This is a genomic window from Streptomyces sp. HmicA12 (genome assembly GCF_000373565.1).
Taxonomy (GTDB): domain Bacteria; phylum Actinomycetota; class Actinomycetes; order Streptomycetales; family Streptomycetaceae; genus Streptomyces.
The window spans coordinates 313,415-334,409 of sequence record NZ_KB891820.1 but is presented as its reverse complement, the minus strand read 5'-3'; the positions used below and the strand labels follow the sequence as shown (position 1 = coordinate 334,409).

Here is a 20,995-nt window from a genome sequence, read left to right as displayed (position 1 = left end):
AGAGATTCTCCGGGGTGGGCGCGCTCAGGTGTCGTACTCCTGGATCCGCTTGCCGTGCCCGCGCTCGACGAGTGCGGGCAGCAGTTGACTCAACTCCCCTGTCACGGACGGTACGTCGACGGTGGTGAGCCGTCCGTCGCGCATCAGGACCCTGCCGTCGACGATCGTGGTGCGGACATCGGCGGAGCGCGCGCTGTGCACGAGGGTCGCGGCGAGGTCGTGCACGGGCTGGGTGTGCGGGCCGTTCAGGTCCACGAGGACGAGGTCGGCGCGGCGGCCGGGTGCGAGGGAGCCGACGGTGTCGCCGAGGCCGACGGCCCGGGCGCTGTCCAGCGTCGCGTGGCGCAGGGCCTGACGGGCTGTCAGCCAGCGGGGGTCGTGTTCGGTCTGCTTCTGCACGAGCGCGGTGAGCGTCATCGCCTCCCACACGTCGAGGGTGTTGTTGGAGGCGGCGCCGTCGGTGGCGAGGCCCACGTGGACGCCGGCGTCGACGAGGGCGCGTACGGGCGTGGTGTCCCAGCCGAACTTCATGTAGCCGCGGGGCGCGGTGGCGATCCCGGTCCTGCCGCGCGCGGCCCGCAGGGCGGGCAGGTCGCGTTCCAGGATCCCGGTGCCGTGGGCGATGAGGACGTCGACGTCGAGGAGTCCGGTGTCGTGGAGCACGTCGATGGGGGTGCGGCCGTGGCGGGCCAGGCTGGTGTCGGTCTGGGCGCGGTTCTCGGCGGCGTGCAGGTGCACCAACAGATCGTGCTCGCGCGCCACTTGGGCGGTCGCGGCGAGGTCCTCGGCGGTCACGGTGTACGGGGCGTGCGGCGCGAGGGAGGTGGTGATGCGGCCGTCGGCGCGGCCGCGGTGGGTGAGCGCGAAGTCCAGGGAACGGGCGAGTCCCTCCGATCCCTGGGCGACGCCCTCCGAGGCGCCCTGTGACGCTCCCTGCGAAGCTTCTTGCCCGGCTTCTTGCGAGGAGAAGAACGCCTCGCCGAGATTGGCGCGCAGCCCGGTCTCGGTGACGACGTCGGCGATGACGTCCATCGCGAAGTAGTGGTCGGCGAAGCACGTGACGCCCCCGCGGATCATCTCGGCGCAGGCCAAGCGGGCGCCGAGCGCGACGACGCGCGGGGTGAGGTTGGACTCGATCGGCCAGATCCAGTCGTTGAACCACTCCTGTTCCGGCCGGTCCTCGACGAGGCCGCGCAGGGCCACCATCGGGCTGTGCGTATGGCAGTTGACGAGACCCGGCAGGGCGACGAGGCCGTGCGCGTCGATCCGCTCGACGCTCTCCATGCGGGACGCGGCGGCACTGTCGGTGACATCGGCGATGATGCCGTCGCGGACGACGATCGCCGTGTCGGGCCTGAACTCGATTCCTTCGGCGGCGCGTTGGGGATCGAGCTCGTCCGGGTCCGCGTGCAGCAGGGCGGTGCAGCCCGTGACGATCAGGTCGGCGGGCGGAAGGCTCGCGGACGCGGGGCTCGCGGGTGCGGTGGGGGCGGCCATGGGGTCACGGTAGCGGGGTGGGGCTGGACCGGTTCCGGACCGGCGGGAAGGTGGGCCCGGGCCGGTCCCGCCCGGAGTGCGCCCGGTGGCGTACGGCCCGTTCCGCCGCGGTGGCCACCCGGACCGCGCATCGTGCGTACGCGCCGTCCCCCGCCGGACCGTCCTGCCACGCCGGCCGCCCCGGCCCGGTCCGGGCCGAGCCCCCACCGACCGGGATGGAGCGGCCCTCACGCTCGTCGGCACTGGGAACCTGGAGAACCTCTACCGCCCCGGTGGCCCGTTCGGTCCCCGTGACAAAGCGGCGTACGAGGCGAAGCCGGCCGCCGCCCTCGCGGCCACGGTCAACCGGCTGCGGCCCACACTGCTCGGCGTCCAGGAGGTCGGCGATCCCGCGGCGCTCGACGACCTGACGCGGATGCTGGACGGGCGGTACTCGGCGACGCTGTCCGAGTTCCCCGACGAGCGGGGGATCCGGGTGGGCTTCGTCAGCGACGTCGTGGTGAGCGCGGTCGCGGACACGCCCCTGTTCCCCGCACGGCCGCTGCCGGTGCAGGTCGCCGATGACGGCCGGACCACGGACCGGGCCGGGCGCGGGGTGCTCGCCGTGCTCTTCTCCACCCGGGCGGCCTGGCTGACGGCTGCCGTGTGCCACCTGAAGTCGAAGCTGATCAGCTGTCCGGGCGGCCGGTTCCAGCCGCGCGACGAGGGCGAGCGGGCGCGCTACGCGGTGTACCCGCCGCAGCGCCGGGCGGCGGAGGCGGCCACGGTGCGCGCGGTCGCCGACCGGCTCATCGGCGAGGACGGCCGGCCCGAACGCGTCGTCGTGCTGGGCGACTTCAACGACGAGACGCACGCCACGACCACCCGGATCCTCCAGGGACCGCCCGGCCCCGAGATCGGGACGCCCGGCTTCGACCGCCCGGACCAGGGCGACGCGCAACGCCTGTGGAACGTCGCGCCGCTCATCCCGGAGGACCAGCGCCACTCACGAGTGCACGCGGGCCGCCGGGAGCTGATCGACCACGTCTTCGTCACGCACGGGCTCGTCGGCCGCATCTCCCGCGCCGGAACGGGCGTACCGCACGAGGAGGCGGCCGAGCCACCCCCGCTGCCGTCCGTCGGCGACGGCGACGACGACGACGACGACGACGACCCCAACGAGCGCCGGGACGCGGCGGGTTCGGAGCACGCGCCGGTCTGGATCGATCCGCTGCCCTGATCGCCCCGGGGGCGTGTTCGCTGGGGAGGCACTGTTGTCCGCTGAGCCGTACGCCATCACAATGCTCATGCCAAGAATGGCGATACGCACGAGAGGACCCCCCACATGAAGAAGTCTCTCGCCGGTGCGCTCCTGGGCATGATCGTTCTAGGAGCCGCCGCAGCAACCACCGCCCCCGCGGCCGCCGTCGACGGTTCGTCCGTGGCCGCCAAGCCCAGAGCCAAGGCCGTGACCTTCGCCGGAACGGTCGCGCTCAGCAACTGCTCCGGCTCCGTCGTCCGCGTCCCGGACTCGCAGCCCACGGACCCCGCCCTGGTGATGTCCAACGGCCACTGCCTGGAGTCCGGCTTCCCCGGCCCCGGCGAGGTCGTGATCGACCAGGCGTCGTCGCGTACGTTCAGCCTGCTCAACGCCTCCGGCAGCAAGGTCGCGACGCTGCGGGCGAGCAAGGTGGCGTACGGGACGATGACCGACACCGACGTCTCGCTCTACCAACTCACCTCCACGTACGCGCAGATCGAGAACTCGTACGGCATCAAGGCCCTGGAACTGTCGGCCGACCACCCCACCCAGGGCACGGCGATCAGTGTGGTCTCCGGCTACTGGAAGAAGACGTACAACTGCTCGATCGACGGTTTCGCGTACCGCCTCAAGGAGGGCGAGTGGACCTGGAAGGACTCGGTCCGCTACACCTCCGCCTGCGAGACGATCGGCGGCACGTCGGGTTCTCCCGTTCTCGACCAGGCGACCGGCAAGGTCGTCGCGGTGAACAACACCGGTAACGAGAACGGCGAGGAGTGCACGGACAACAACCCGTGCGAGGTGGACGAGAGCGGGAACGTGACGGTGCGCGAGGGCATCAACTACGCGCAGCAGACGTACGGGATCGTGCCGTGCGTGGTCACCGGCAACAAGATCGACCTGTCGGCGCCGGGGTGTGAACTGCCCAAGCCGTAGCCGGTTGCCTCATGCCGCGAGTTCCGCGAGCAGCACGCCGATCCGCTCGGCGTGCCGCTCCGGGACCCGCCCGGTGTCGTCGACCTGGACGGCGCACGCGGTGGTCGTGTCGACGAGCCGTTCCAGGACGACGGTCACCTGTCGCGCCCCGTCCGAGTGCCGGGCGACGACGGGCAGTTCGGCGGCGGCCAGATCGACGGCGGCCCGCGCCTGGGCCAGCGTCCGGTACGCCTCGCGGCGCAGCGCCCACCGCCGGGCCCGGTCCTGCGGCCCGCCGGACTCCTCGCTGAGCACGTGCCGTACGTACGCGTGGGCGGCCTCGCGGGCGACGGCGACCCGCACCCGTACGCCGCCGCCGCGCTGGGTTCCGGGTCCCGGCAGGTGGCCGGCGATCAGCACGATGGCGCAGGCGAGCAGCGTCTCGGTGATCCGGCTGACCGACGCCTGCGGTTCCCCGCCCACCATCACGAGGGACAGGACGAGCACGGTGACGACCGCGGTCTGCGCGGCGAAGTGCCGGGTGGCCACGGGGATCAGCGCCCCGCACAGCGCCACGAGCACGACGAGCCCGGCGGGCCTCGGCAGCAGCGCGGCGAGCCCCGCGAACGCGGCGGCGCCCGCGACGGTCCCGGCGGCCCGGCACAGCACGCGCGAGGCGAGCGGGCCCAGGTCCGGCTTGACGAGGAAGACGGCGGTGGCGGGCAGCCAGTACCAGTGCACGGGGTGCAGCGCCTGGGCGACGGCGGCGCTGGCCCCGAAGGAGAGCCCGACGCGGAGCCCGTACTCGCGTCCGGCGGGCCCGGCCGCCTTGCGCAGCAGGGCCGCCGGGCTGTTCCTGCGCCGCGGGGCTGCGGGCGCCCCTCCCCCGTCGAACACCTCGGCGGCGCGCAGCAACGCCTCGTCGAGGGCGCGCAGCCCCGCGTCGTACCGGGCGGGCGCGGGCAGCGGACCCGTGGCCGAACCACTGCGCACCGCGGCCGCGAGCCGGCGCGGTCCCTCGCAGGCCCGCTCGGGGACGGCCTTCCCGGCCCAGGCGAGCGCGGTGGCCGCCTCGGCGAGCGGCAGCGCGGCGACGTACTGGGCCCGCAGCCGCCGGGCCGCGGCCCCGTCCCCGCGCAGGGCGTCCTGGGCCTGGTCGAGCGCGGCGGTGAGGGCGGCGCGGCGGGCCCGGGCGTGCGGCCCGCCGGCGGCGTCGAGGAGCCCGGCGACGGCGTCGTACACGGCCGCGACGGCGGCGCGTTCACCGTCGTACAGATAGCCGTACACGGAGCCCGGGCGTCTGCCCCGGGCGGGCGAGGGCAGCAGCACCCGCAGCACGATCAGCCAGGCGGCACCGGCCGCGAAGAGCACCCCGCGCAGCCATCCGGCCTCGGGCAGCGGCATCCCCGCGCCTATGGCGACGGTCACCAGGAGCTGCGTACCGCAGGCGGAGGCGACGGGTCCCACGGCGCTGAACGCGCCGCCGACCAGTCCGAGCCCGGTGAACGCGGCAGCGATGAGGAAGCCACCCGTCCCGAGCAGGCTCCCCGCCAGGGTGCCGACCACCATGCCGAGCCCTCCGGCGAGCGCGGGCCCGCCGAGCCGGGTCAGGGCGGCGAGCCGGGGCCCCGGCCGGTCGTTGACACCGGCGAGCATGGCGCCGAGGGCGAGCAGCACACCGCTGGAGGGTCGGCAGAGCAGGATCGCGAGGAGAAGCAGCGGTCCGGCGGCGAGCGCGCCGCGCACGACGGCGGGCCACGGAACCGGGGCTCGCTGGGCGCGCAGGGCGTGACCGAGCCAGGGCGGAAGCGGGCGGAGACGAAGGCTCGGGCGCGGACGCGTCGGGCGGCGCAAGACGGGCTCCTGTCGTACGGGATGGTGCCGGACGACATCGGCCAGACCTGAACTGGTCCCTCCACGGTAACGGGAGTTCATGGAGGGGAAGGAACGCCCGTATTTCCGCGATGTGACACTTGACCGTGCCCACACCACGGACGACGCGTGCCACCCGTACGACCGACGACGGCTGGCCGGACGCCGTCGGCGACACGGCGCTGTCGATCCACGTCCCCGAGGCGGACCACCTGGTCCGCACCCCGGCGCGGGCGCACGTGACGGTCCTGTACCCGTTCCTGCCGCTGGCCCGTCTGACGGAGGAAGGGGACGGGGCCCTGCGGGCGCTGCTCTCCGCGACCCCGGCCTTCACGCTCACCTTCCGGAAGCCGCGCCGCTGGCCGGGAGTCCTCTACCTGGCGCCGTCCCCCGCGGAGCCGCTCCGTGCGCTCACCCGGTCCCTGCGCGGGCGCTGGCCGGAAGCGGTCCCGTACCGGGGCGTCTTCGGCGACGCGGGCCTGGAACCGCACCTGACGCTGGCGAGCGGTCCGGGCACGGACGACATCCCGGAATCGGACGTCACCCCGCACCTCCCCCTCGCCTCCCGGGTCACCGAGGTGCGCCTGATCGTGTCGGACGGCCGAGGCACCCCATGGCGGGACGTCCGCGCCTACCCCTTGTCCCGCTTGCCCCGCTGACGCGCGTCGGCCACGACGGCGGCCATGAACTCCTGCGCCCGGTCGACGAGTTCGACGAGCCCGAGCTCGCGGTCCGCCACGATCTCGTCGACGCCCCGCAGCCCGGCCCGCGCCAGCAACCGCTTCTCATTGGTCACCCACTCCCCGCGCGCGGCCAGCACCGCGTGCGCGGCCGAAGCGGCGGCGACGGCGATCGCGCCGACCACCTCGGTCCGCCCGCTCTTCGGTGCGAACCCCTCTCGCGCGTAGTGCAGCGTCATGACGGCCCGCCCCCACCACTGCGCGGCCGCGGCCTCGCGCAGCGCGACCGGATACCCGTCCGGCTTCGGAGCCTTCCCCCGCAGCACTTGGTTGACGGCGAGCTCGGCGACGACGAGGTAGCTCGGAATCCCGGCGAGGTGAAACATCAGCGGCTCGACCTGGAACCGCCCGGCCTCGGCGTCGGCGAGCACGCGCTCGATGTCGTCGAGATCGCGATAGTGGACGTCGACGCGCCGCCCCTCGACGCTGAACCAGCCCCCGCCGTTGAAGACCCCGCCACCCCATCCCCCGATCTCGGAGGCTTCACCTTCCCAGCCGAGGTCGCGCAGGTCCTGCGGCTCGAACAGCCCCTCACCGCCCCGGTAGTAGACGGCGGTGTCCCAGTCGCTGTCGGGGGTGTGGGTGCCCTGGGCGCGGGAGCCTCCGAGGGCGACGGCGCGGACGCCGGGGAGAGCGGCGAGGGTGTCGACGAGGCGGTCGAGGAAGGCGGCGTCGTCGACGGGCGCCGGGGCGTCGTTCGGTACGGGCATGGGGACACGCTATCCAGGACGTGACCTGCGACGCCGTCGATTATTCGCGGATGGCGGCCCTGCTCGCAGATCTAGCCCTTCGCGTTCCGCGCCAGCTCCAACCCCTGGGCCGCCCACCACTGACCCGCCGACGGCCCGCCCCGGCACGTCCCGTCCGACTCTCCCGGGCGCTTCACCCACAGGTAGGCGTCCACCACCGGGTCGCCCGTGCGCGTCGTCGGCGGGACGCCCAGGGCGCGGCCCGGCGGGTTGCACCAGGCGTCCGTGCCCTTGTACGGGCCGTTGCCGTTGCGGCTGGTGTCGATCACTACCCGCTTGCCACCGCCGAGCGCGGTCACCAGGCGGTGTCCGTAGGCCGTGGTCTCCTTGTCCGTACGGTAGTTGGAGACGTTCAGGGCGACGCCGTGCGCCTTGGCGACTCCCGCCGACTTCAGCGCCGCCGCGAGCTGCCACACGTCGGGGATCCAGCTCGCGTTGCCCGCGTCCAGGTACACCCGGGTGCGGGGCTGCCGCGCCAGGCGGGTCACGGCGTACGTGAGCAGGGCGTATCGTTCCTGCGCCTTCGCGCCCGCGCAGCCCGCCACCATCGAGGACACCGCGTCCGGCTCCACGATCACGTACGCGGGGCGTGAACCCAGGCCCGCCGCGAAGGAGTTGACGTACGCGCGGTAGGCCGCCGCGTCGCCGGCGCCGCCCGCCGAGTGGAGGCCGCAGTCGCGGTGCGGGATGTGGTAGGCGACCAGGACCGGGGTGCGGTGGGCGCGGGACGCGGTCAGGGTGACCGTGCGGACCGTCGGGCCGGGGTCGGGGGTGTTGAGCCAGGTCGCCTGGGGGCGGGTGGCGATGCGGTCGATGAGGCGGGCGTCGGCCTCGCGGTGCTGGGCGCGGTAGGCCGCCGCCTGGTGGGCGGCCGGGGTGCCGGGGTCCACCCAGAAGGTGGTGGGGGGCGCTTCCGACGGGTGCGCCGTGGTCGTCGTCGGCGTCAGCGCCAGGAAGCCTGCGAGGAGGGCGCCGAGGACCGGGCGCGGGGACATGAGCATGGCCGGATGATGCGTCGCCGGCCTGCCGAACGGGCGCCGGGACAAGCCGGGTTACCCCGGGATGCACTCGTTCGGCCCCCGCGTCCGAGCCCCACGCCCGGTCGTCCTTCTTCCGTCACGCGGCCGCCACGTCGCCGTCGAGCATCCGCTCCGAGCGGCAGATCACCCCGTACAGGACGGCCGACACCGCCGTCCCGATGAACCACGAGTAGGCCGCCACGTCGTCGAAGTACGGGACCAGGGCCAGGATCACGGCCAGCGCCGCCGACGGGACGAACGCCGCGAGCGCCTTCGGGTTCACGCCGTGGCGGTAGTAGTAGCGCGAGCCGGGCGTCGCGTCGAAGAGGGCCTGCGTGTCGATCTTGCCACGCTTCACCCAGAAGTAGTCGAGCATGATGATGCCGAACAGCGGCCCGAGGAAGGCCCCGAGTCCGCCCAGGAAGTAGTTGACGACGTTCGGGTTCGAGTACAGGTTCCACGGCGTGACCACCAGCGCCGCCACCGTCGAGATCGCCCCGCCCACCTTGAACGTGATCTTCTGTGGCCAGACGTTCGCCAAGTCGTAGGCCGGAGAGACGAAGTTGGCGACGATGTTGACGCCCATCGTGGCGATCGCGAAGGTCAGCGCGCCGAAGATCAGGACCCAGGTGTTGCCGATCCGCGCCACCAGCATCGCCGGGTCGGTGATCGCCTCACCGAAGACCTCCACGCTGCCCGCCGTGACGACGACCGACAGCACCACGAAGGCGGTCGAGTTGATCGGCAGGCCCCAGAAGTTGCCGCGCCGCACCGTCCTGTAGTCGGGCGCGAAGCGCGAGAAGTCGCAGAAGTTGAGCATCAGCGTGCCGTACGTCGCCAGGATCAGGCCTATCGCGCCGAACCACTGCCTGAACTGTTCGCCCGTCGAGACCGGGTGCGGTGTCGTCGTGAGGGAGATGGTCCAGCCGGCCTTCGCCCAGATCCAGACCGCCAGCGCGATCATCACCACCCAGATCGCCGGGCCGCAGAAGTCCTGGAACTTGCGGACCGACTCCATGCCCTGCGTGATGATCAGGAACTGCACCAGCCAGAGGGTCAGGAAGGACGCCCAGCCCAGGGCGTGCAGACCCAGGAAGGAGTGACGGGTCCACGACTCCACGCCCGGGAACGCCGCGAGCATCATCACGTTCACCGCGACCGACGCCAGGTAGGTCTGGATGCCGTACCACATGATGGCGATCACGGCGCGGACGAGAGCCGGGATGTTCGCGCCCCAGACCCCGAAGCCGATCCTGCTGACCACCGGGAACGGGACGCCGTGGCGCTGGCCGATACGGCCCATCGCGTTGCAGCCGGCGTAGATGACGACGAAGCCGATGAGCAGGGCCGTGAAGATCTGCCAGGCGTTGAGACCGAGCACCAACAGGCCCGCCGCGAAGGTGTAGTTGCCCAGGTTGTGGACGTCGGACATCCACAGGGCGAAGAGGTCGTAGACCTTCCATGTGCGTGCGCCCTCGCCCGCCGGGGCGAGGTCCTCGTTGACCAGACGGGGGTCGGGGACGAAGTCACCGCCGCCCCACGGCGACGCCTTCACCGGTTCGGCCACGGACATGAGAGCCTCCTGGATCCCTGGACGTCTTTGGTATACCAAAGCGCCGTCATGCTCCCGCGCTCGGCAACTCCCCGCAATGTCCCTGCAGTTACGGCTCGGTAAATCACCGCGGCGCCGATCGGTGAAAATGGGGGCATGACGACGGCCGACCTGAGTGCTGGACCGACCGAGCCGCTGGGCGCGGTGCGCGAGCGTGTGCTCGGCACGCTGCGGCAGGACGTCATCGGCGGTCGGCTGCGGCCCGGCGACCGGCTGGTCGAGCGGGAGCTCGCCGAGCGGTTCGGGGTGTCACGGGTGCCGGTGCGCGAGGCCGTGCGGGCGCTGGTCGCCGAGGGGTTCGTCACCTTCGAGACGCCGCGCCGCGCCGTCGTTCGCACCCTCACCCGCACCGACGTCGCCGAACTCTTCGAGCTGCGCGAGGCGTTGGAGGTGTACGCGGCCGGGCTCGCCGCCGGTCGGGCGACCCGGGAGGAGCTGGTTCGGCCGGCCGAGCTGCTCGACCGCGCCGCCGAGGCGACCCGCGAGAACGACGCCGAGACCCTCACCGACGTCAACTCCCGCTTCCATGACCAGTTGCTGGCGCTCTCGGGGAACGCTCTCCTCGTCACCGTGATGCAGCCGGTCGCCGGACGGCTGCGCTGGCTCACCCGGCGCAACGAGGAGTGGCCTCAACAGCTCGCCGAGCACCGGGAGTTGTACGACGCCGTGGCCGCGGGGGACGCGGAGCGGGCGCGGGCGGTGGCGCTGGACCACGTACGCACCAACTACCGCTCAACCGTGCGGCACCTCTTCGGTGACGAGGAGCGCCCGTAGTCCCTCCCGGGGCGCGTCAGGTGCCGAACCGGTCGGTGGCCGCGACCAGTTGGTCCACGATCCCCGCGGCTCCCGCGTCGTGCCCCGCCTGGTCCACCATCACGAGCTCCGCGTCCGGCCAGGCCCGCGCGATGCGCCACGGGATGCCGATGAGGTTGTTCAGGTCGAGCGTCCCCTGCACCAGCACGCCCGGGATCCCCTTGAGCCGCGGCAGGTCGCGCAGCACCGTCTCGGGACCGCCGAGGAAGTGGTCCCGCGACCAGTAGTGGGTGACGGTGCGCGCGAAACCGTAGCGGAAGACGGGGTCCTGGTAGCGGCCGACGGAGCGGGGCGGCAGCGAGGCCATGGCCGTCTCCCAGTCGGTCCAGGCGAGCGCGGCCCGCTCCCGCGCCTCGGGGTCGGGAGACTCCAGGAGCCTGTTGTACGCGGCCGCGAGGTCGCCGTCCCGGTCCGCCTCGGGGACGCCCGCGACGAACGCCGCGTGCGCCTCGGGGAACACCTTGCCGAGCCCGCGCATCATGGTGCGCACCTCTTCCCGGCTGCCGGTGGCCAGGCCGGTGAGGACCAGTCCGGTCACGGCGCCGGGGTGCGTCTGCGCGTACCGCAGGCCGAGGACCGAGCCGAAGGAGAGCCCCGCCACCAGCCACCGTTCGATGCCGAGGTGCGCGCGCAGCAGCTCCAGGTCGGCGATGAGGTGCGGGATCGTGTTGACGCTCATGTCCGTCGCGTACGCGGCCGCCGGCGGGGTCGAGCGGCCCGCGCCGCGCTGGTCGAGCAGGACGATGCGGTAGCGCGCGGGGTCGAACCAGCGCCGGTAGAAGGGCCCCGCGCCCGATCCCGGTCCGCCGTGCAGCACGAGTGCGGGCTCGCCGTGCGGGTTGCCGCAGGTCTCCCAGTGGACGCGGTTGCCGTCGCCGACGTCGAGCAGGCCTTGGTCGTACGGTTCGATGTCCGGGTACAGGGGCATCGGGCGAGCCTAGGGCCGTAGGGGCTCAGTCCGCCTTGATGGTCCGCATCCGCCCGTACGCGTACACGCACCCGGCGAGCGCCAGGTCGGACAGGAGCATGAAGCCGATCGAGTACGAGCCCTTGGCGCTGTAGATGGCGCCCATGACGAGCGGCGGGACGAAGCCGCCGAGGCCGCCCATCGCGCCGACGATGCCGGTCACGGAGCCGACCTGGGGCTGCGGGGTGACCTGCGAGACGAGGGCGAAGACGGAGCCGCTCGCGGTGCCGAGGCCCGCCGCCATCAGCAGGAAGCAGATCGTGCCCATGGGGCTCAGCTGCGGGTCGAAGGCCTGGAGGATCGCGAACACGGCGACGACGGCGAGCGCGCACGCGGTGACGACGGCCGGATGGATGCGGTCGGAGAGCCAGCCGCCGATGGGGCGGAAGATGACGGTGACGAGCGCGAAGCCCGCCGCCTTGGTGCCGGCCTCCGTGGGGCTGAGCTCGTACCAGGTCTTCAGGTACGTGGGCAGGTACACGCCGAAGGCGACGATGCCGCCGAAGCCGATCGCGTACAGGGCCGAGAGTTCCCAGGTCACGCGGAGTTTTCCGGCCGCGCCGAGACGCTTGCCGAGCGACGTCGTGGGGATCTTGCGGTCCGGGTGATCGGTGATCAGGACGGCCGCGAGGACCGCGTACGCGGCGAGCGCGACGGCGACGACGATGAACGGCAGGTTCTCGCCGTGCTTGGCGATGCGCGGCGTGAAGTAGCCGGAGAGGGCGACGCCGCCCATGCCCATGCCGAAGACGCCGAGCGCCAGGCCCCGGTGCGCGGGCGGGAACCAGGAGTTCACCAGCGGGATGCCGATGGCGAAGGTGGTGCCGCCGAGGCCGAGCAGGAAGCCCACGAGGATCATCGCGAGGAAGTTGTGCCGGGCCGGGATCACCAGCAGTACGGGGATGATCGTCAGCGCCGAGATCAGCGGGAACAGCAGCCGTGCGCCGTACCGGTCGGTGAGCGCGCCGACCGGGATGCGGCCGAGCGAGCCCACGAGCACGGGCACCGCGACGAGGAACGACTGGGCGAACGAGCTGAGGTTCAGATCGGAGCCGAAGACGCCGGCCAGGGGCGCGATCAGGTTCCAGGCCCAGAAGGTGAGGGCGAATCCCACCGTGGCCACGACGAGGTTGCGATAGGCAGCGGCCGGAGGCTTGGCGTGCTGCGCCGGCGCGGGCGTCGGAGGAGTCGTAGGCATCGTCACTCCTTCACGCTAGGAAGACCGGCCCGGCCTCTCCTGATCTGCTGCTCCGTTCCGGTGAACGGGCAGCAGATCAGGAGAGGCCGGGCCGGGGGCGGGGGCGGCAGCGGGTGATCCGCTCGTCGGGTTCCCCGAGTGTGTCCATGCCGGCCACGTCAGGGGCTCACCGCTCGGGCGTCACGTGAAGGCCGCCCCCAGCGCGACGAACGCGCAGATCAGGATGAAGAGCAGTGCCAGCAGCGGCCAGACGAACCGCAGGTACTTGTCGTAGCCGACCTTGGCGAGGGCCACGCCGCCGATGGTGACGGCGGTCGTGGGCACCCAGAGGTTCATCCAGCCGCTGGCCGCCTCCCACGCGGTGACGACGACGGCCCGCGAGACGCCCGCGAAGTCGGCGAGCGGCGCGAGGATCGGCATGGCGAGGGTCGCGTGCCCGGAGGTGGACGGGATGAGGAAGGCGAGCGGCAGGTTCACGACGAAGACGATGATCGCGAAGATGGCGGAGGAGGTGCCCTCGACGACGCCCTCGATGGCGTGCAGCACCGTGTCCGTGATCTTCGAGTTGTTCATGATCACGGTGACGCCGCGGGCGAGCAGGATGACGAGCGCGGGCGACACGAAGTCGGCGGCGCCCTGGATGATCGTCGAGCTGAGCTTCTGCTCGCCCATCCGGCCCACGAGCCCGAGCAGCACGGCCGCGCACAGGAACAGCGCCGCCAACTGCGGGAAGGACCAGTCGAGTTCGAAGCCGTACGGGGTCGCGTCCGCGTCGCCGGTGAGCGCGCTGGCCCAGGGCACGACCGAGAAGATCATGAAGGCGAAGACGAGTGCCGTGCCGATGAGCACCGCCTTGTGGAGCCCGGTGAGTTCGGGCACCTCGGCGCCGGAGGCGGCGTCGGACGTCTCGCGGTCGCCGGGCAGGAACCCGGACAGGGAGCGCTCCGGATTCCTCTGTACGCGCTTCGCGTACCGGATGACGTACGCGACCGTCACCGCCGTCAGCACCACCCACATGACGAACCGGAGCACGATGCCGTCGCCGAGGGAGATGTCGGCCGCGGACGAGGCGACCCCGGTCGCGAACGGGTTCACGGTCGAGCACAGCACGCCGATGCCCGCGCCGAGGATGATCGCGCCGACCGCCGTCATCCGGTCGTAGCCGAGCGCCAGCATCAGCGGCACGATCAGGCCGTAGAAGCCGAGCGTCTCCTCGGCGAAGCCCTCGACGGTGCCGAGCACCGAGAAGACGACCATGACGCCCGCGATGAGCAGCGCCCCGCGGTCGCGCAGCCGGTGGGCGAGGCGGCCGATGCCGCGGTCGAGGGCTCCGGTCGCGAAGACGACGGTGATGAACGCGCCGATGGCGAGCACGAAGAGGAAGACGCCCGCGCTGCCGTACAGATCACCGGAGTTGTCGGGTCCGACGAGGGAGGTCTTGGGGTCCTGGATGCCGTAGAGGCCGTTGACCGGGGAGAGGAACAGGTCGTTGAGGCGGTCGACGAAGGACTGGCCGGACGGGACGCGGTGGTACGTGCCCTCGACCGGGGCGCCGTCGCCGTTGCGGTTGTACTGGCCGGAGGGGATCAGGAAGGCGAGCAGCCAGACCGCGACGGTGACGACGGCGAGGACGGTGAGGGCGCTCGGGAAGGTGAACCTGCGCTTGGTGGGCGGCTCTTGGTCGCCCGTGGGGGCGGTCGTCGTCATGCCTCGCCCCTGTCCTTGTCGCCGGGCTTGAAGTCCGCCGCGTACGCGCGCACGAACGCGCACATCGCGACGACCGTGGCGCGCAGTTCGGAGAACAGGACGCGTTCGTTCGGGGCGTGCAGGTTGCACTGGTTGTCCTGGGCGCCGAAGAGCAGCACCTCGGCGTTCGGGGCGGCCTGCGCGAGTCCGTTGACCAGCGGGATGGAGCCGCCGGTCGCGATGTACGAGGCGTCGGTGCCCCAGGCCTCGGCGAGCGCGGCGCGGGCGGCACGGTAGGCGGGCCCTTCGGTCGCCGCCTCGTAGCCGGGTCCGGTGTCGCCGGGGGTGACGGTGAGCGGGACGCCGAAGGGCTTGAGCGCGCGGAGGTGGTCGACCAGGGCGGCCTGGGCCTCGTGCGGGTCCTGGCGCGGGTGGAAGCGGAGGTTGAGCTTGGCGCGGGCGTACGGGACCACGGCGGACGCGGCGTGGTCCACGCTCGGCGCGTCGAGGCCGATGACGGTGATCGCGGGGCCGCTCCACAGGCGCTCGCCGAGCGTGCCGCTGCCGAGGAGCGGGAGGCCGGCCTCGATGCCGGCGAGGTCGCGGAACTCGTCCTCCGTGTAACCGGCGCCGGTCCATTCGTCGCGGCGCAGGCCCTCGACGGCGACGTCTCCGTGGACGTCGTGCAGGGTCGCGAGGGCCTTGAGCAGGACGAGCAGCGCGTCGGGGGCGGCGCCGCCGAACTCCCCGCTGTGGCGCGGCTCCTGGAGAGTGCGGACCTCGACCACGACCTCGGCGGCGCCGCGCAGGCCCGTGGTGAGGGTGGGGGTGCCGGGGCGCAGGTTGCCGAGGTCGGCGATGACCATGGCGTCGCAGGCGAACCGCTCCGGGTCGGTGGGCGGATAGGTGTCGAAGGGGCTGCCGTACTCCTCCTGCCCCTCGAAGACGATCTTGACGCCGACCGGTGGGCGGCCGTCGAAGGCCCGGAGCATGCCCAGGTGCGCGATGACGTTGGACTTGTCGTCGGCGATGCCGCGCGCCCGCAGGCCGCCCCCTGCTTCCTGGACGGGCGTCGGCTCGAACGGCGGCGATTCCCACAGGCTCTCGTCGCCGGGCGGCTGCACGTCGTAGTGCGAGTAGAGCAGAACGGTGGGCGCGTCCGGGGTGGGCGGCGGGATCTCACCGAAGATCACCGGGGCGGTGTCGGGCAGGTCGATGCGCTCGATGCGGTCGACCCCGGCGTCGCGCAGCAGGCCGACGAGCAGGTCGTGGGCCTCGTGCACCGGAGCGGCCGGGAAGCCGGGGAAGGCGATCGACGGGATGGCGGCGAGCCGCTCCAGGTCGGCTCTCAGTCCGTCCATCAGCCGGTCGACTTCCGCCTGCGGGTCTTGCGGGTCCAGCAGGTCTGCCATGACGTACGCGCCCCTCACTGTGGTGTATGTGCGGTTCGCCCGGATTATCCGCGTCGGGGCGGGGCGGTTCGTCCGGGGCTCGCCGACGGGGCGGCAACGACTCGGGCAACGGCATTAAGGTCGACCCATGGCAGCGGAGACATCGCAGACACCGCAGGCATCCGGGACGGCGAAGAACCCGGCGGACGCGGCACGGGCGGCCGCCCCCGCGGGCGGCGAGAGCGTGCGCGTCGACAGCTGGGTCTGGGCCGTACGCCTGGTCAAGACACGCTCGGCGGGCGCGGCGGCCTGCAAGGGCGGACACGTCAAGGTCAACGGGACGAGCGTGAAGCCGGCGCACGCGCTGCGGGTCGGCGACGAGGTGCGGCTGCGCCAGCCCGGGCTCCGGGAGCGCGTGGTCGTGGTGAAGCGGCTGATCCGCAAGCGGGTCGGCGCGCCGGTCGCCGTCGAGGCCTACGTCGACAACTCGCCGCCGCCTCCGCCGCGCGGGGTCGTGGCGCCGGTCGGCGTCCGCGACCGCGGTACGGGCCGGCCCACCAAGCGGGACCGGCGGGAACTGGAGCGGCTGCGCGGCGTCTTCGGGCAGGGGCCCGGGGCGGAGCCGGAGCAGGACTGACCGACCCGAACGAGGACAGCCTTGACGCCGGGGCCCACTTCCCATGGGCCCCGGCGACAAGGCTGTTCACGGACCACGCACCTTCAGGCGCCACGTCGCAGCAGCAGCGCGGCCAGCTCCCGGTTGCGCCCGCGGTGCGCCCGGGCCAGGACGACGAGGGGCACGAGGAGGATCAGCGGCGTCGCCGCGTTCTCCCCGCCGAAGGCGACGACCTGCATCGCGAAGGCGCCGACCATGAGCGCGCTCAGCCCGATCGGCGCGAGACCGGAGAGTACCGGCACCAACAGGCCGATGGCCCCGGCCAGTTCGAGCAGGCCGATCGCGTACATCCCCGGCGCACCCCACCCGATGGAGTCGAACGCCTCTACCGCGGCGGGGGCGGCGAAGAGCTTGGGCGCTCCGCTCGCGATGCCGAAGAACGCCGCGAGCACGATCGCGGTCGTGCGCAGCGCGATCCGGGCGCGCCGGGAGCGGGCGGGGGCGTCGGTGGAGGTGAAGGCGGCGGCGACGAGGTTCGTCATGACGGTCTCCTGAGCGGTGGGTGGAAGCAGTGGGTCACTGTCACCGGATAAGACCGGGGCCACCGCCGGAACTCATCGCGCCGCCGCGCGCCGACTCAGGTGACCATCACCTCAGACGGGCACCACCCGGACCCACACCTGGTCCTCGGTCAGATAGCGGTCGACCTTCAAGTCGGCCTCCGCGAGCGCCTGTTCGAACTCCGCCGGCACCATCGGCCGGATCCGGTACGTCTGCGTCCACACGGCGTCCGGGAACAGATACTCCACCTTCGTCGAGCGCACCCCGCCGCCGACCGGCTCCGACGACACCATGCGGATGGTGAACCCCCCGTCCGGGAAGACCCGCTCCCGCGGCAGGTTCTCGTACGCCCCGTCCCGCACCCGCTGGATCAGCACGCAGCCGTCGTCGGCGACATGCCGCCGGACCGTGTCGAGCATGCCGCGCCGCACCTCGGGGTCCCCGGTGTTGACCAGGAGCGACGCGAGGAGCACGACGTCGAACTTCTCCCCGATGTCCAGGCCCTCGATGGTGGAGCGCACCGTGCGCGCGCCCCGGACCCGCTCCAGCATCTCGGCGGACTCGTCCACCGCTGTCACCTTGAAGCCGCGCTCGATCAGCTCGTGCGTCACCCGGCCCACGCCGCAGCCGAGTTCGAGCAGAGTCGCGCCCGCGGGCACCGCCGCGGCGACGATGTCCGGCTCGTCCTCGACGGGCAGTCGCGCGTACAGCTCCACCGCACAGCCGTCGGGCGTGTGGGCGCCCGGTCCCGTCGCTTCGTATCCCTCTCGCATCTCAAGGCTCATGCACGAGGAACGCACAGCCCGCGCCGCGCGTTCCGCGCCCCGGCGTCAGACCGGCAGCGGGAACCAGCCGTGTCCCAGGTACCAGTGCCCGCCCGCGTCGAGATGGCCGAGGACGGCGCGCTGCACGCCGGTGCGGCGGGGCAGCAGGTCGCGCGGTGTCTCGGTGCCGCCGAAGACGAAGGCGACCGGGGTGTCGTCCTCCGGCTGCGACGAGGTGCGGACGATGTCGAACCGCTCCTGGAAGCGGACGATGTTGGACTCGGCCGGCAGGTACCGCTTCAACTGCCGGTCCAGGAGCCAGGAATGGCACACCGCCACCCGCACCGGTTCCTCCGGGTAGTGCCGTGCGAAGAACTCCCGGGCCCGAGCGATCGACTCGTCGCACGCGCGCGGGGTCAGGGGCCCGAGGAAGTCGGGGATGTGCACGCTCAGGCACGGGTCGCCGGGCCCCGCGCCCGCGACCGCCGCCCCCATGCGCTCCCCGAGCCGCCGCCGCTCGAACTGCAGCCGCCCCAACTGGTAGAGCTCGCCCCGGAAGTGCCGGGTCGGCCACCACGGTACGAGCAGGCCCGTCGTGCCGAACCGGCGGCGGTGCACGGCGAGATTGCGGCCGAGGTCGACGAGCGTGCGGCGCGAGACGTCGTCCGGGATGCCGCGCTCGCGGTGCCGTACGCGCGTGTGCGGCAGAGCGGCGGCGAACACGAACACGGCGAAGCAGCGCCCCATCGCCCCCGCGGCCCTGGGGAACTCCGGGAGCCCGGTGCCCTCGTCGGGTGCGCCCGTGCGCTGCCACAACAGTCCGCGAACGGCCTTGCCGAGCAGCGCGCGCGACTCCTCCGAGCGGTTCAATTCCCCCGCAAGGGAAAGGAGTTGAGCCATGTCCTCGTGCGGTACGCCCAGATCGACCAGACTCTCGGCCAGCTCCGACGGACCCGGCAGCGCGACCTCCAGCCACGGGATCTCCGGGTCCTCCAGGGACCGCAGCCACTGCGCACAGGTCTCGTCGCTCTTCAGTACGTCCAGTATCTCCCGCACCCGGTCTCCTTCGTTCGCCCCGCTCACGAACTCAACGTACGCGCCCTTCGCGCCACCAGCGCGGCCGTCAGGTGCTGGAGGTCGCCGGGGACGGCCGGGGACAGGCCGGTGAGGCGGGCGATGCGACGGATGCGGTAGTCGACCGTGTTCGGGTGGATGTGCAGAGCGGCCGCGCTGCCGCGCCGGTCCAGGCCGTGGCGCAGATACGTCTCCAGCGTGTACAGCAACTCCGGTTTCGCCTCCAGGGGTTGGAGCAGCCGGGCCAGGCCCTCGAGGGCGACGCTGGGGCGGCTGAGCTGGTAGTCGAGGAGGACGTCGGCGAGCCGGTACAGGCCGGGGCCGCGCCCGGTGCGCTCCACCAGGTCGACGATCTCCGTGTTCTCCGCGACGGCGGCGGCCACCGCGAGGGGCTCGACGACGGCCGCGGCGGCGGTGACCGGCACCCCGGCCGCGTCCGCCGCCGTACCGACGAGGGCGCACAGTTCGGGCCAGGGCGGCGCGGTGGCCAGCGGCAGCAGCGCCGTGCCGCCGGAGCTGTCGAGCGAGGTCAGCGCGGGCTCCCCGGTGCCCGCGGCGAACGCGTCGAGCGCGGCCCGCACCCGGCGGATCTTGCGGCGGGTGGCGACCCCGGCGCCCGGCCCGGGCAGCGTCTCGTCGGGGTGCGCCCCCAGGCGCAGGGTCAGCGCGGCGTAGAGGGCGGCGGGCCGCTGCACCCCGGGCCGGTCGGTGGGCTCGCCCGCGAGCAGAGCGGCCAGCAGAGCGTGCCGGCCGACGTGTTCCTGGCTGTCGAGGATGGCGCGGGCCTGGAGGTAGGCGCGGCTGACGGCGGAGGTCAACTGCCGCTGCAGCACCATGATCCGGTCGACGGCCTCCTTCAGGTCGGGCAGTTCGTCGGGGCGCGCGTCCTGCGACAGCTCGGCCCAGCACATGGCCATGCCGATCTGGTACGCGGTGAGGATCGCGTCCAACGGCACGCCCTCCTCCGCCCGTTGGGCCGCCGAGTCGCGCTGCTGGGCGAGCTCACCGTGGGTGGCGGGTCTTCGGTGCTCGATGACGTCCGCGAGCAGCCGCAGGCTGTACTGCACGATGTCGGCGATGTCCCCGGCGATCTCCTCGCCGGGCAGTTCGGCGTAGACCGGGAGTTCGCTGCGCAGCCGGGTCACCACGCGCCGGGTCAGGGCGGGGACGCGGGCCCGGAGCCGGGCGGCGGCCGGGACCCCGGCGACGATCAGTGGGCCCATGGCCCCGGTCTTGTCACGCGTCACAAGTTTCCCCCGGTAATTCTGCGTTACCGACCAGTTAAGCGCTGCCCCACGAGTCTGCATCATGTGCGGCGACCCCATCCATGCCCCACCGTGAGATTCAGGGAGCCGCACCGTGAACTCTCCTCGCAGCCGCACCAGTTCGGGCACCGCACGCGCGAGCCGCGCCAGAAGAGGGTGGGGTGCCGCCCTGGTCGCCGTGGCGGCCCTCGCGACGCTGGGCGCGGGCACCGCGCAGGCCGACGCCGCCACCGGTCAGGTGTACGTGGCGCTCGGCGACTCGATGGCGTCGGGCCCGCTGGTGCCGCCGATCACGGGCCCGCTGGCCTGCGGCCGTTCCACCCGCAACTACGCGCATCTGCTGGCCGATCAGCTGAACGTGACGACGTTCCGTGACGTGACCTGTTCCGGCGCGGACACGGACGACATGGCCAACCCGCAGAAGCTGTCCCTGCTCGGCGTCGACATGGGCACGGCGGCACCGCAGTTCGACGCGCTCAGCGCCGACACCACCCTCGTCACGCTCACCATCGGCGGCAATGACGCGGGCCTGGTCGGTGTCGCCCAGGACTGCATGCAACTCGACCCGACGGCGGACAGCTGTCAGAAGAAGTTCGTCGTCGACGGCGTCGACAAGGTCGCCCAGAGGATCGAGGCGTTCGGCCCGAAACTCGCGGCCGTCCTCGACACGATCCACCAGCGCTCGCCGCAGGCCCGCGTCCTGGTCACCGGGTACGGCGAGTACATCAAGAAGGGCGGCTGCTGGCCGATCGTCCCGGTCCTCGGCAAGGACGCCGACTGGCTGCAGGGCAGCGTCGACCACCTCAACTCGGTGATCTCCGCGCAGTCCGCCGCGCACGGCGCCGAGTACGTCGACGTCCGCACCCCGAGCGCGGGCCACGACGCCTGCCGGGCGATCGGCACCAAGTGGGTGGAGGGCTTCGTCCCGACGGCTCCCGCGGCGCCGCTGCACCCGAACGCCCTCGGCGAGGCCGCGTACGCCCGCTTCATCGGCGCGCACCTCGGAGGCTGACGCC

At 72.7% G+C, this 20,995-nt stretch carries 19 protein-coding genes; 6 read left to right on the top strand and 13 right to left on the bottom strand.

Annotated features, from left to right (window positions below):
• Positions 1-24: 24 nt before the first annotated feature.
• Positions 25-1,497, bottom strand: a complete 1,473-nt coding sequence (locus B072_RS0127820) for an amidohydrolase (protein ID WP_018533235.1) — start codon at positions 1,495-1,497, stop codon at positions 25-27.
• A gap of 85 nt (positions 1,498-1,582) precedes the next feature.
• On the opposite strand from B072_RS0127820, the gene B072_RS0127815 reads away from it, so the two are divergent.
• The gene (locus B072_RS0127815) at positions 1,583-2,716 is read left to right on the top strand and encodes an endonuclease/exonuclease/phosphatase family protein (protein ID WP_018533234.1); all 1,134 of its coding nucleotides are present in this window, start codon (positions 1,583-1,585) and stop codon (positions 2,714-2,716) included.
• A 105-nt stretch (positions 2,717-2,821) separates the two neighbouring features.
• Complete coding sequence (locus B072_RS0127810) at positions 2,822-3,673, top strand: S1 family peptidase (protein ID WP_018533233.1); 852 nt, start codon at positions 2,822-2,824, stop codon at positions 3,671-3,673.
• 9 nt (positions 3,674-3,682) lie between these two features.
• Here the strand turns inward: B072_RS0127810 and B072_RS0127805 are convergent, their stop codons facing one another.
• Positions 3,683-5,506 (bottom strand): FUSC family protein, encoded by a 1,824-nt coding sequence (locus tag B072_RS0127805; protein WP_234018932.1) that lies wholly within the window; start codon positions 5,504-5,506, stop codon positions 3,683-3,685.
• Between the two features lie 125 nt (positions 5,507-5,631).
• Between B072_RS0127805 and B072_RS0127795 the strand changes: the two genes are divergently transcribed.
• Positions 5,632-6,183 (top strand): 2'-5' RNA ligase family protein, encoded by a 552-nt coding sequence (locus B072_RS0127795; RefSeq protein WP_043244801.1) that lies wholly within the window; start codon positions 5,632-5,634, stop codon positions 6,181-6,183.
• On the opposite strand, the gene B072_RS0127790 is transcribed toward B072_RS0127795, so the two are convergent.
• The 3 genes from B072_RS0127790 to B072_RS0127780 all read right to left on the bottom strand — a co-directional run bounded on the left by B072_RS0127790 (position 6,156) and on the right by B072_RS0127780 (position 9,605).
• Positions 6,156-6,974, bottom strand: a complete 819-nt coding sequence (locus B072_RS0127790; protein ID WP_018533229.1) for a nucleotidyltransferase family protein — start codon at positions 6,972-6,974, stop codon at positions 6,156-6,158. The genes B072_RS0127795 and B072_RS0127790 overlap by 28 nt on opposite strands.
• Before the next feature lie 71 nt (positions 6,975-7,045).
• Positions 7,046-8,014 carry a glycoside hydrolase family 6 protein gene (locus tag B072_RS0127785; RefSeq protein WP_234018931.1) on the bottom strand — a complete coding sequence of 323 codons (969 nt, stop codon included), beginning with the start codon at positions 8,012-8,014 and terminating at the stop codon, positions 7,046-7,048.
• A 115-nt stretch (positions 8,015-8,129) separates the two neighbouring features.
• Positions 8,130-9,605: an NCS1 family nucleobase:cation symporter-1 gene (locus tag B072_RS0127780; RefSeq protein ID WP_018533227.1), complete on the bottom strand. Its 1,476-nt coding sequence runs from the start codon at positions 9,603-9,605 to the stop codon at positions 8,130-8,132.
• Between the two features lie 135 nt (positions 9,606-9,740).
• Here B072_RS0127780 and B072_RS0127775 point away from each other — a divergent pair, with 135 nt between their 5' ends.
• Positions 9,741-10,418: a GntR family transcriptional regulator gene (locus B072_RS0127775; protein ID WP_018533226.1), complete on the top strand. Its 678-nt coding sequence runs from the start codon at positions 9,741-9,743 to the stop codon at positions 10,416-10,418.
• A gap of 16 nt (positions 10,419-10,434) precedes the next feature.
• Here the strand turns inward: B072_RS0127775 and pip are convergent, their stop codons facing one another.
• The 4 genes from pip to B072_RS0127755 form a co-directional block, all read right to left on the bottom strand.
• Positions 10,435-11,385 carry a prolyl aminopeptidase gene (gene pip / locus B072_RS0127770; RefSeq protein WP_018533225.1) on the bottom strand — a complete coding sequence of 317 codons (951 nt, stop codon included), beginning with the start codon at positions 11,383-11,385 and terminating at the stop codon, positions 10,435-10,437.
• 25 nt (positions 11,386-11,410) lie between these two features.
• Positions 11,411-12,622, bottom strand: a complete 1,212-nt coding sequence (locus tag B072_RS0127765) for an MFS transporter (protein ID WP_018533224.1) — start codon at positions 12,620-12,622, stop codon at positions 11,411-11,413.
• A gap of 180 nt (positions 12,623-12,802) precedes the next feature.
• The gene (locus tag B072_RS0127760; protein ID WP_018533223.1) at positions 12,803-14,329 is read right to left on the bottom strand and encodes a YfcC family protein; all 1,527 of its coding nucleotides are present in this window, start codon (positions 14,327-14,329) and stop codon (positions 12,803-12,805) included.
• Positions 14,326-15,720 carry a M20/M25/M40 family metallo-hydrolase gene (locus tag B072_RS0127755; RefSeq protein WP_018533222.1) on the bottom strand — a complete coding sequence of 465 codons (1,395 nt, stop codon included), beginning with the start codon at positions 15,718-15,720 and terminating at the stop codon, positions 14,326-14,328. The genes B072_RS0127760 and B072_RS0127755 overlap by 4 nt, the downstream gene beginning before the upstream one ends.
• A gap of 127 nt (positions 15,721-15,847) precedes the next feature.
• Here B072_RS0127755 and B072_RS0127750 point away from each other — a divergent pair, with 127 nt between their 5' ends.
• Positions 15,848-16,336 carry an RNA-binding S4 domain-containing protein gene (locus tag B072_RS0127750; RefSeq protein WP_018533221.1) on the top strand — a complete coding sequence of 163 codons (489 nt, stop codon included), beginning with the start codon at positions 15,848-15,850 and terminating at the stop codon, positions 16,334-16,336.
• Positions 16,337-16,419: 83 nt separating this feature from the next.
• Here the strand turns inward: B072_RS0127750 and B072_RS0127745 are convergent, their stop codons facing one another.
• From B072_RS0127745 to B072_RS0127730, 4 genes are all read right to left on the bottom strand, one after another.
• Positions 16,420-16,857 (bottom strand): DoxX family protein, encoded by a 438-nt coding sequence (locus tag B072_RS0127745; protein ID WP_018533220.1) that lies wholly within the window; start codon positions 16,855-16,857, stop codon positions 16,420-16,422.
• A gap of 111 nt (positions 16,858-16,968) precedes the next feature.
• A complete protein-coding gene (locus B072_RS0127740) occupies positions 16,969-17,649 on the bottom strand; it encodes a class I SAM-dependent methyltransferase (RefSeq protein WP_018533219.1) in 681 nt (226 codons plus the stop codon).
• A gap of 57 nt (positions 17,650-17,706) precedes the next feature.
• Positions 17,707-18,696, bottom strand: coding sequence for an acyltransferase domain-containing protein (locus B072_RS0127735; RefSeq protein WP_018533218.1), 990 nt, complete (start codon positions 18,694-18,696; stop codon positions 17,707-17,709).
• 23 nt (positions 18,697-18,719) lie between these two features.
• On the bottom strand, positions 18,720-19,961 hold the full coding sequence (locus tag B072_RS0127730; protein WP_018533217.1) for a helix-turn-helix domain-containing protein: 1,242 nt from the start codon (positions 19,959-19,961) through the stop codon (positions 18,720-18,722).
• A gap of 187 nt (positions 19,962-20,148) precedes the next feature.
• Here B072_RS0127730 and B072_RS0127725 point away from each other — a divergent pair, with 187 nt between their 5' ends.
• A complete protein-coding gene (locus tag B072_RS0127725; protein WP_202539109.1) occupies positions 20,149-20,991 on the top strand; it encodes an SGNH/GDSL hydrolase family protein in 843 nt (280 codons plus the stop codon).
• Positions 20,992-20,995 lie beyond the last annotated feature (4 nt).

What these genes read in the sequence shown, in the direction of transcription:
- B072_RS0127820 (WP_018533235.1), bottom strand. Translation starts at nt 1,497, where the DNA reads ATGGCCGCCCCCACCGCACCCGCGAGCCCCGCGTCCGCGAGCCTTCCG.
- B072_RS0127810 (WP_018533233.1), top strand. Translation starts at nt 2,822, where the DNA reads ATGAAGAAGTCTCTCGCCGGTGCGCTCCTGGGCATGATCGTTCTAGGA.
- B072_RS0127790 (WP_018533229.1), bottom strand. Translation starts at nt 6,974, where the DNA reads ATGCCCGTACCGAACGACGCCCCGGCGCCCGTCGACGACGCCGCCTTC.
- B072_RS0127785 (WP_234018931.1), bottom strand. Translation starts at nt 8,014, where the DNA reads ATGCTCATGTCCCCGCGCCCGGTCCTCGGCGCCCTCCTCGCAGGCTTC.
- B072_RS0127780 (WP_018533227.1), bottom strand. Translation starts at nt 9,605, where the DNA reads ATGTCCGTGGCCGAACCGGTGAAGGCGTCGCCGTGGGGCGGCGGTGAC.
- B072_RS0127775 (WP_018533226.1), top strand. Translation starts at nt 9,741, where the DNA reads ATGACGACGGCCGACCTGAGTGCTGGACCGACCGAGCCGCTGGGCGCG.
- pip (WP_018533225.1), bottom strand. Translation starts at nt 11,385, where the DNA reads ATGCCCCTGTACCCGGACATCGAACCGTACGACCAAGGCCTGCTCGAC.
- B072_RS0127765 (WP_018533224.1), bottom strand. Translation starts at nt 12,622, where the DNA reads ATGCCTACGACTCCTCCGACGCCCGCGCCGGCGCAGCACGCCAAGCCT.
- B072_RS0127760 (WP_018533223.1), bottom strand. Translation starts at nt 14,329, where the DNA reads ATGACGACGACCGCCCCCACGGGCGACCAAGAGCCGCCCACCAAGCGC.
- B072_RS0127755 (WP_018533222.1), bottom strand. Translation starts at nt 15,720, where the DNA reads ATGGCAGACCTGCTGGACCCGCAAGACCCGCAGGCGGAAGTCGACCGG.
- B072_RS0127750 (WP_018533221.1), top strand. Translation starts at nt 15,848, where the DNA reads ATGGCAGCGGAGACATCGCAGACACCGCAGGCATCCGGGACGGCGAAG.
- B072_RS0127745 (WP_018533220.1), bottom strand. Translation starts at nt 16,857, where the DNA reads ATGACGAACCTCGTCGCCGCCGCCTTCACCTCCACCGACGCCCCCGCC.
- B072_RS0127740 (WP_018533219.1), bottom strand. Translation starts at nt 17,649, where the DNA reads ATGCGAGAGGGATACGAAGCGACGGGACCGGGCGCCCACACGCCCGAC.